The organism is Nostocoides sp., assembly GCF_035343835.1.
Lineage (GTDB): Bacteria > Actinomycetota > Actinomycetes > Actinomycetales > Dermatophilaceae > Nostocoides_A > Nostocoides_A vanveenii.
The window spans coordinates 1-8,757 of sequence record NZ_DAOQZV010000136.1 but is presented as its reverse complement, the minus strand read 5'-3'; the positions used below and the strand labels follow the sequence as shown (position 1 = coordinate 8,757).

The following is an 8,757-nucleotide window of genomic DNA, read 5'->3' as shown; positions in this document are numbered from 1 at the left end:
CACCGACAGGACGGCGTTCTGCAGCAGGAAGGAGTCTCCGGCCGTGTCCAGGCTCATGTTCATCGACGTGTTGCCGATGACGAGCTGGGGGAGGTTCAGGTTGCGGACGTCGACGTTCGCGTTCGCGAACGGGGTGGTGACCCCCGTCACATACGGCACCGACCCGTCTGCGATCGAGGTCCCGATGTTGTTCAACCCACCCAACGCGTTCTGGATCTCGGTCGGCGACGCCGCCGAGTTCGACTGGTAGTTCGCGAAGTCACCCGTGATGTTCCGGTCACCCTCATAAAGGGTGAAGCCGCCCCGTGACCCAGGACCCTCGACCATGAAGCCAGTGAACGGGATGATCTCGGCGGTCGGGTCGGCCGCCTGCTTACGGATGTGGCCATCGTAAAGGAACACCTCGCGTGCATTGGTCAACACCGGGTTGCCCGGGTCGAACGCCCCGAAGTCATAGACCAGGGCCAACGACCAGCCCGCGTAACACCCAAACCCCTGCATCGCCCACACGTTGCCGACCGTGATCGTCTGAGCAGACCCCGACGGCAACGCCGCGAACTGCGCCGTCACATCAGCTTGCGCCGTGTAGTACTGCGGGTTCCCATTGGCGAGCTGCGCTGGAGCCTCGAACGAGTAATTGGTCGGAGCCGCCGTGAAGGTCGACGCGCCGAAGTTGACTGTGACCGGTTGCGTCGACGGACTCCCCGCCGGGGTCACCGGCGCGCCTCCCGTCGGGGCAGGGTTGACACTGCAGATGTTGGTCGGAGACATACTCCCATCGGTGAGTTTGTGGACCCCGGTGTTCCCGCTCCAGTAGAGCACCGCCTTGACGACCTTCGCCCCCGAAGGAATGGTCACCGTCGCTCGGCTCGAGTTCACCGTCGCTGCATTCGAGTCAACGTCGACGTTGCCCATCCACTTGAAGTCGTTGACCAAGTTGGCCTGCGCCGTCGCGTTGTGCAGCTGAAGGCACGTGAAGTTGGATCCGGGAAAGATGGGCTTGCTCGAGTCGCACTGCAAGACGCCGTTGCCGACCATGACGTAGTCGCCGTTGACGATCTTGTTGTAGTTCAACGTCATCGGCCTGACGGTCACGGCATCGGCACTGATGGGCTGGGACAAGAAGACGGACACAACGGCGAGCACGGTGGCAACGGCGGCGCGCCTCAAGCCCCACGAGGAACGACCGGCTCGGGGGCCAACTCTGGTCGACATACAGCCTCACTTCTATAGCCCACGGGGACTTTGGGCGCCTCAGTCTGACTCACGGCGTCGGGGCACGTCGCGAGCAGACACTAGCCTACGCTACCCGTAGGACGCCTTCACCTCATTGCCATGTCATCGCGTTATCCGATTGTGACAAACCGAAGCCCGTGCGCCACACGAGTCCACAACTGCACCATGAGCATCATGATGCTCCTCCGCCTGCACCGCAACCGGGTGTGCGCCCCGCGGAGCCTTTGACAGGATGGCCGTATGACGCCGCCCGACTCGACCCCGACCGCCGCTACGTCCTCGGCCGCATCCGACCGCTCCGATCCGCGGCTGGTGGTCGTCACCCAGGACGGGATGGGGGTCGCGCCAGGAGCGGAGGGAAGGGACGGCTCACGCGACCCCGCTGAGCTCGTGGAGCAGCCGGCCAAGGTGATGCGCATCGGCACGATGGTCAAGCAGCTGCTCGAGGAGGTGCGAGCCTCCCCTCTTGATGACGCTGGACGCACCCGTCTCGCGGCCATCCACCAGCGGTCGATTGCTGAGCTGAAGGAGGGGCTTGCCCCCGAGCTCGTCGAGGAGCTCGACCGGCTCGCCCTCCCGTTCGCGAGCGAGACACCGAGCGACGCTGAGCTGCGCATCGCTCAAGCCCAGCTCGTCGGCTGGCTCGAGGGGCTCTTCCACGGAATCCAGACCGCGTTGTTCGCCCAGCAGATGGCCGTCCAGCAGCAGCTCCAGGGAATGCGCCGGGCACTTCCACCCGGGCACGGAGACGACGGCGCCCAGGGGCAGCAGCCCGGTGGGGAACGTGGCCCCACGGGGCAGTACCTCTAGACCTCGGCGCCAAAGCGCACGTACACGTCGCTCACCGCGCTGGGAAGTGGCGTTCGATGCTCTCCAACATGGTGGTGAAGACACCCTCGAGCAGGTCAAGGTCCTTGTCATCCAAGGCCTCGAAAACCAGGGACACCACGAGCGCCTGCCGGTCGGGCCCTGCCTGAGCCAACACCTGAGCACCAGCCGGCGCCAAAGTCACCGTCACCCCGCGGCGGTCTCCTTCGCTGGGGTGGCGTTCGACAAGGCCGCGCGCCTCCATCCGACGCAGATGGTGAGAGACCCGGCTGCGCTCCCAGTCGAGCACAAGACCGAGGTCGCGCAACCGCAGTGGGCCCGGCGCCGCGTCCGAGAGAGCGTTGAGAACCTCGAAGTCGGATCCAGAGATTGCCGCGCTTCTCTGGAGCCCCGATTCCAGGGCGGCGTCCATGTTCGCGCGGAAGGTCCAGAACGTGCGCCACAGCCGCATCTCGCGTTCGGTGAGCTCCCGCCGTGCCGGGCCGGCGACGTCGGCCGGTGCGGGCACCGGACCACGGCGACCAGCCGGTCCAGTAGGTCCGCTCGGCGTTGCGCCGGTCATGTCATGGGCTCCACAGTCGGTCGGGGTGGGGGCGACGCCTCATCCACCCCATCATTCCCGCGAGCACCCTGGTGAACCATCAACGTGATGTTGTCGTGAGATCAACCCAAAGCGCTGGACAGCAAGGGGTTCGTGATCTAGGGTTTGTTGACAGATCACCAAGACGTGTCCGCCCGGGGGGGACCGGGGCGGACACCTCGACCCCTACAGTCCTCTTGGCCATCCCCCACAAAAGGTCGCCGGTCGGTGTGTGGGCCCCCTACCCACACCGGCCGGCGCACTTGTGTCCGGACCTCGTGGTCGGGTTCGGGGATGGGTCGTTCCACCGCAGCCCCGTGCGTACGGTGGTGCGGTGCCACACCGCCAGCGACGTGAGCTGCCCCTGCCTCCTGAGGCAGCGCCTTCGTCATACGCCGTCGCTGGCAGCTGCGCTGGTGGGCCCGACTGTCAGCCGCGGCCACACCCGTCCTGCTCGTCGGTGGGTGGACCCTCTCGGCGGCCCTTCACCCGGCCCCAGTGGACGCCCGGTCGGTGACGATGAGCTCCCTTGCCCAAGTGGCATGCCGCACCGGTGGGACATGACAGCCGCGCTCGTCGGCGTCTGCCACGTGCTCACCGCCCTCGGACGTGCCGCTACCGACCCGGTCGGGCGGTCGATTCTCGCCTGCGGTGGCTTCGCGACGATGGCCGTGGCCGTCATACCGCTCGATGGGGCCGGCCAGAGCCGGTTGGGCACGCCTTCTTCACCGCCGTGGCGTTCCTCGCGCTCGCGGCCTGGACGGCGCTCGCCGGGCGGCGGGGGGCGACCGTGCCGTTCACGGTGCGGCCGAGGATAGGTGTGGGCGTGGCGGCGGTGCTGTTGGGCCTGGTGGGACGAACCGGAGCCGAGCTGGCCCTTGACGGGCCGGCCATCGGGCTCTGGGAAGCGGGCGGCGGGCGGTGCCGACTCCGGCTGGCCACTGGTGTGCATTCTCGGGGTGCTTATTGCCCGCCGTTCGAGTGGTGTCGTCCGCCCCCTACGGTAGCCCGCTCCAGCTGGGCCGCTTCAGCCGGCCGAGGGAGGTGTCGGCGGCGGCGGAGGTGGCGACGTGGGCACGATCTGGGTCTGCTCGACCGCAGTGCCGTGCGGTTGCGGCGCAGGGAGCGGATCCGTCCTCGAGTCCGGTTCGGCATACGGCGGATGTGAGGCACCGGCCATGTGTTCGTAGATCACGGCGCTGCGCCGGTTGGCGTCTTCGTCGACGAGGCGGTTGATGAGCTGTTGGACCTCGTTGCTGCGCGGGATGTTGCGGAATTGCTCGTTCGGGCTGTCGCCGGCCGACTCGATGTTGAGTGTGCCCGAGCGGATCATGCGGTCGAAGACGCTCTGGTGGAAGCTCACGTCGGTGATCTTGCTCAACGTGATGTCCTTGCCCGACTTGCTGAAGATCCCCTTGCGCAGCATGACCCGATGTGTCGTCACAACGTAGTGGGTCGTGCGCCAAGCCATGAGGGGCACGATCACGAGAGGGATGGCAGCGAGGACCGCCAACCCGACGACGACCCACTGAAGGGTGTTGCCCGTGCTGTCGTCCGGGGTGACAACGGCCACGGCGACGGCGATGCCGAGCAGCACAACCCCGAGCAGGGCCGGGGCGCCGACCGTCATCGGGTGCGGGTGCAGGTCCTTGACGACCTTCTCACCGGATGTCAGCACGTTCTCTGGAAAGCCCACCGTGTCACTCCTTCGCCGCTCGATCCTCGCACCGCGTCCGTTGGGGCCAGGTTAGTGCCCGCGCGGCGGCATACGCTGAACCGATGACGCACCGGATGTTCGTTGCGGCGAACCCGACGGACGACGTCGCGGCAGCGCTGGAACGGTTCGTGGAGCCTCGCCGCCAGGACGGGTCGACGCTGCGGTGGGTTCATTGGGGCCAGTGGCACCTCACGCTGGCGTTCTTCGGGACCGTGCCGGGCAGGCGCGTCGACGACCTCGGCGACCTGCTCGACGAGGTCGCCCTCAACACAGATCCCGTCGAGCTCACTGTGGGCAGGGCGGGGGCCTTCCCTTCGCCGTATGCCGCCCATGCCCTGTGGCTCGGGGTCGGCGACCGAGGTGACGGGTCCCTCGAAGCGTTGGCACGTCGGTGCCGGACGGCGGGGTCGAGGGTCGGCGCCACGGTTCAGGGCGGCGGCTTCGTCGGGCACCTCACCGTGGCACGCTCGGGTCCTCCCGTGGAGGCCACTCGATGGCTGCGCGTGCTCGATGCCTTCGCTCCGCTGACGTGGCGGGTGGGCGAGATCGCGCTCGTCGAGTCGCGGCTGGGCGTCGGGGTGGGTGGGTCGGCGCGGCATACTGAGGTCCGCACGTTCCCGCTCGGCCGGTGACGAACCCACACGTCCCCACCCCCGCTTCCCCCCGCTTCCCTCAAAGACACACCTTAATAGGCCCCCATAAGGTGTGTCTTTGAAGAAGCGGGGACGATCGGATGTTGTTTTCTGCCCGACCCTCTTTACATGCATCCGGATGACCGCTATACATGCAAGTGTCAGACACCGAAGGGAGCCCGGATGTACGCGCCAGAACGCCAGCAGCGGATCCTCGAGATCGCCACGGCGTCCGGTCGGGTCGAGGTCACTGCCCTGGCACGCGACCTCGAGGTCACCCCCGAGACCATCCGCCGCGACCTCACCCAACTCGAGCGGCTCGGCCGCCTGCGCCGCGTCCATGGCGGCGCGATCCCCGTCGAGCGGTTCGGTTTCGAGCCGACTGTCCAGCACCGGTCGGAACGTCTCGTCGCCGAGAAGATGCGCATCGCCAAGGCTGCTCTGGACCTGCTGCCCGACGACGGGACGATCCTTCTCGACGCCGGCACGACCACGGCATGCCTGGCCGACCTGCTCCCCCTCGGCCGCGAGCTGACGGTCGTCACCAACTCGCTCGCGATCGCCTCGACCCTTGCCGACCGCAGCGACCTCACCCTCTACGTGCTCGGTGGCCGCATCCGTGGCCGCACCCAGGCATCGGTCGGCGAATGGGCCACCAGTCCCCTGGCCGGCATCCATGTCGATGTCGCCTTCCTGGGGACCAACGGGCTGTCCGTCGCACACGGCCTGACCACGCCCGACCAAGACGAGGCAGCCGCGAAGCGGGCGATGGTCGCCGCCGCCCGCCGGGCCGTCGTCCTCGCCGACTCGACGAAGGTCGGGCTCGACCACTTCTGCCGGTTCGCAGCCCTGGCCGAGATGGACACCTTCGTCACGGACACCAGCCTCGACGACGAAACCGTCGCCGAAATCGAAGCAGCCGGCCCCGAGGTGATCTGCGCATGATCGTCACGCTCACGCTCAACCCCAGCGTCGACCGCACGGTCAGCGTCGATGGGCTCACCGTCGGCGAGGTCCACCGCGCCACGTCGAGTCGGGTCGACCCCGGCGGCAAGGGGATCAACGTCACCCGCGCCCTGACGGCCAACGGCACCGAGAGCATTGCCGTATACCCGACCGGGGGTCCCGAGGGTGCTCTCATGAAGCGACTGCTCGACGCCGCCGGGATCGCTCGCGCGGCCGTGTCGGTCGTCGGCTCGATCCGCATGAACATCACCATTGTCGACCCCCACGGTGTCACCACGAAGGTCAACGAGCCCGGCCCCCGGCTCAGCCCCGCCGAGGTCGAGGCCGTTCGCGCGACCACGGCTGAGCACCTCGGTCGTGGGGGCGCGCAGTGGCTCGTCATCTCCGGCAGCCTCCCTCCCGGGGTCGACCCCGCAGTGTATGGCGACCTCGTGCGGTTGGGTCATGCCGCCGGGGCCAGGGTGGCCATCGACACCTCCGGTGCCACCCTCGCCGCCGCAGTCGCGGCCAGCCCCGACGTCGTCAAGCCGAACCGGGACGAACTCGCCGAACTGCTCGGGACCGAGCTGCCGACCCTGGCCGCGGTGCGCGACGCCGCGTACCGGCTCGTCAACCAGGGCATCACGACCGTCCTCGTCAGTCTCGGCAAGGACGGCGCACTGCTTGTCCGCGCGGACGCCATCGCCCACGCGAGCGGCAAGGCGACCCCGGTGTCCACGGTCGGTGCCGGTGACTGCACGCTCGCGGGCTATCTACACGCCAGTGTCTCGGGTGCCACGCCCGTGGACGCACTCGCAGAGGCCGTGCGTTGGGGGTCGGCGGCCGTGAGCCTTCCCGGCAGCCAGGTTCCCGGACCAGCAGACCTCGCCCGAGTGCCCGTCACGCTCGACAAAGACCCCGACCTTCACACCCTCGTCACCGACTGACCCCCCACTCCCGAAAGGAACACCATGTCCCTCATCACCGAGCACCAGGTCGTTCTCGACCTGCAGGGCCCCGATCGCCATACGGCAACGCGCACGCTGGCCGAGACTCTCGTCGCGGACGGGCGGTGCACCGACCTCGAGCTCTTCCTCGATGACGTCCGCAAGCGCGAGGAACAGATGGCCACCGGGCTGCCCGGCGGCATCGGCATCCCCCACGCCCGCAGCGCCGCCATCACCACGCCGTCGCTCGTTTTCGGACGGACGACCGGAGTTGACTGGGGGGCCGCCGACGGCCCCGCCACCTTGATCTTCCTGATCGCGGCGCCGGACGGCGGCGGTCAGGAGCACCTGCAGATCCTCGCCAAGCTCGCCCGCAAGCTCATGCGGTCCGAGTTCCGGCAGGCCCTCCTGGAGGCCCCCGACGCCACAACGGTCGTCGACATCGTGAACCGAGAGGTTGTGAACGCATGAAGTTCGTCGGAGTGACGTCGTGCCCAACGGGCATTGCGCACACATATATGGCCGCCGAAGGCCTCGAGCAGGCTGCGAAGGCAGCCGGCCACGAGATCGTCGTCGAGACCCAGGGCTCGGCCGGTTCGGACCCGATCTCGCAGGACGTCATCAACGCCGCTGACGCGGTGATCTTCGCCCACGACCTGCCGGTCAAGGACATCCACCGGTTCGCGGGCAAGCCGACCGTCGACGTTGGCGTGAAGAAGGCGATCTCCGATGGCCCCGCGCTCATCGCGCAGGCCGTTGCCGCCGCCGAGGCACACCACGCCAATCCGGCCGCCGCGGCCGCATCGGCTGCCGCCGTCCCCGCCGGTGGGCTCGCCACCAAGGTCGACGCGAGCGCGAGCACCGGCACCCAGATCCGTCAATGGCTCATGACCGGTGTCTCGTACATGATCCCGTTCGTCGCCGCCGGCGGTATCCTCATCGCCCTCGGGTTCATGCTCGCGCAGGTCGCGCTCGGCAAGAACGGGGCGGTTGACATCACGGCATACGACATCAACCTGCCGAAGGACCTCCCGCACAGCATCATGCACAGCTTCAACCCGGTCAGCCTGACCTGGTGGGCAGCCCTGCTCTTCCGCGTCGGCGCGACGGCCTTCGGCTTCCTCGTCCCGGCTCTGTCCGGCTTCATCGCCTACGCGATCGCCGACCGGCCGGGCCTCGTCCCCGGCTTCGTCGGTGGCGCGCTGGCCAATGCGACCGGCGCCGGCTTCCTCGGCGGTCTGGTCACCGGCATCCTCAGCGGCCTGGTCGCCCGGTGGATCTCCGGTTGGAAGGTCGGCAAGGGCGTGCGCGGCGTCATGCCGGTCGTCGTCATCCCGCTGCTGTCCACCCTCATCGTCGGTGGTCTCTTCGTCGTCATCCTCGGTCGCCCGATCAAGGGCATCTCGGACGGGCTCACCTCGTGGCTCAACGGCCTCAGCGGCGGCAGTGCCATCGTCCTCGGCCTGATCGTCGGCGCGATGATGGGCTTCGACCTCGGTGGTCCGGTCAACAAGGTCGCGTACTTCTTCGGCACCACTGGTCTGGCGGCCGCGGGCACCGCCCTGGACGCCCCCCAGCTCAAGGTCATGGCTGCCGTCATGGCCGCCGGGATGGTCGCTCCTCTCGGTATGGCGCTGGCCACCACGCTGCGCCCGAGCCTGTTCACCGAGCCGGAGCGGGAGAACGGCAAGGCGGCCTGGCTGCTCGGTCTGTCCTTCATCTCCGAAGGCGCGATCCCGTTCGCCGCGGCCGACCCGCTGCGCGTCATCTCGTCCTCGGTGGTCGGCTCGGCCATCACCGGTGCCCTGGCCATGTCCCTCGGCCCGACCCTGCGCGCCCCGCACGGCGGCATCTGGGTCGCACCGCTCATGG

9 protein-coding genes are annotated in these 8,757 nt (G+C 68.3%); 6 read left to right on the top strand and 3 right to left on the bottom strand.

Translation table 11 applies throughout. From position 1 onward, the window contains the following. A partial coding sequence (locus PKH97_RS10520; RefSeq protein WP_324387363.1) for a hypothetical protein occupies positions 1–1,074 on the bottom strand: 1,074 nt, incomplete at its 3' end. Positions 1,075–1,476: 402 nt separating this feature from the next. Here PKH97_RS10520 and PKH97_RS10515 point away from each other — a divergent pair. Next, positions 1,477–2,046 (top strand): bacterial proteasome activator family protein, encoded by a 570-nt coding sequence (locus tag PKH97_RS10515; RefSeq protein ID WP_324387362.1) that lies wholly within the window; start codon positions 1,477–1,479, stop codon positions 2,044–2,046. A gap of 31 nt (positions 2,047–2,077) precedes the next feature. On the opposite strand, the gene PKH97_RS10510 is transcribed toward PKH97_RS10515, so the two are convergent. Both PKH97_RS10510 and PKH97_RS10505 read right to left on the bottom strand, forming a co-directional pair. Next, positions 2,078–2,572, bottom strand: a complete 495-nt coding sequence (locus PKH97_RS10510) for a MarR family transcriptional regulator (protein ID WP_324387361.1) — start codon at positions 2,570–2,572, stop codon at positions 2,078–2,080. A 1,099-nt stretch (positions 2,573–3,671) separates the two neighbouring features. Further along, positions 3,672–4,340, bottom strand: a complete 669-nt coding sequence (locus PKH97_RS10505) for a PH domain-containing protein (RefSeq protein ID WP_324387360.1) — start codon at positions 4,338–4,340, stop codon at positions 3,672–3,674. Positions 4,341–4,423: 83 nt separating this feature from the next. Between PKH97_RS10505 and thpR the strand changes: the two genes are divergently transcribed. The 5 genes from thpR to PKH97_RS10480 form a co-directional block, all read left to right on the top strand. Beyond that, positions 4,424–4,993: an RNA 2',3'-cyclic phosphodiesterase gene (gene thpR, locus PKH97_RS10500; RefSeq protein WP_324387359.1), complete on the top strand. Its 570-nt coding sequence runs from the start codon at positions 4,424–4,426 to the stop codon at positions 4,991–4,993. A 183-nt stretch (positions 4,994–5,176) separates the two neighbouring features. Then, entirely contained in the window at positions 5,177–5,938 is a 762-nt protein-coding gene (locus tag PKH97_RS10495) for a DeoR/GlpR family DNA-binding transcription regulator (RefSeq protein WP_324387358.1), read from the top strand. Then, a complete protein-coding gene (pfkB, locus tag PKH97_RS10490; protein ID WP_324387357.1) occupies positions 5,935–6,885 on the top strand; it encodes a 1-phosphofructokinase in 951 nt (316 codons plus the stop codon). Before PKH97_RS10495 ends, pfkB begins: the two co-directional genes overlap by 4 nt. Before the next feature lie 24 nt (positions 6,886–6,909). Further along, on the top strand, positions 6,910–7,356 hold the full coding sequence (locus PKH97_RS10485) for a fructose PTS transporter subunit IIA (protein ID WP_324387356.1): 447 nt from the start codon (positions 6,910–6,912) through the stop codon (positions 7,354–7,356). After that, positions 7,353–8,757 (top strand): PTS fructose transporter subunit IIBC (locus tag PKH97_RS10480; protein WP_324387355.1); only part of this gene is annotated, 1,405 nt, incomplete at its 3' end. The genes PKH97_RS10485 and PKH97_RS10480, both read left to right, overlap by 4 nt.